Annotated in this window: 1 pseudogene and 1 other annotated feature; the pseudogene reads right to left on the bottom strand. The window is 45.6% G+C overall.

The window, feature by feature from the left end:
- A pseudogene (locus tag P20311_RS17460) lies at nucleotides 1–518 on the bottom strand (IS3 family transposase); the annotation flags it as partial.
- Nucleotides 346–462 (bottom strand) — a sequence feature (AL1L pseudoknot). It overlaps the preceding pseudogene by 117 nt.

The following is a 518-nucleotide window of genomic DNA, read 5'->3' as shown; positions in this document are numbered from 1 at the left end:
ATAGGTGATGTCAGCTACCCAAAGTTGATTTGGCTGCTCAGCAGTAAATTGACGATTAACTAAATCCAGTGGCTTATCTTGTTGCTCGTCAGGTATCGTTGTCTTATGTGCTTTACCCCGACGAACACCTTGAATTCCCATAACTCGCATCAATCGTTCGACTGTACAGCGGGCGACTTGATGGTCGTCAAGCTGTAGCTGCTTCCATACTTTTCTTGCACCATAAACTGACATATTATCCTCCCACACTTCGCGAATGAGTATCATCAGCTCAGCATCACGCTTTTTGCGGTTAGACAGTCGCTCAGGCTCTCTTTGTATCTGTTTATGAGAATAATACGTTGATGGTGCAATCGGCAATTCCTTGCAAATTGACTCGACACCGTAATGCTCTCGGCAAGCATCAATAAAATCCACTATTACTTCTGTTTGCGGTCGAGCTCCGCTTGGGCGAAAAAAGCGGCAGCTTGCCTCAGGATATCATTCGTTCGCTTGAGCTCTTTATTCTCGCGCTCTAA

The sequence above is a fragment of the Pseudoalteromonas sp. BSi20311 genome (assembly GCF_000239875.1).
In the GTDB taxonomy this organism is placed as follows: domain Bacteria; phylum Pseudomonadota; class Gammaproteobacteria; order Enterobacterales; family Alteromonadaceae; genus Pseudoalteromonas.
The sequence above is the reverse complement of the archived record's forward strand: the minus strand, read 5'-3'. Positions and strand labels throughout refer to the sequence as shown.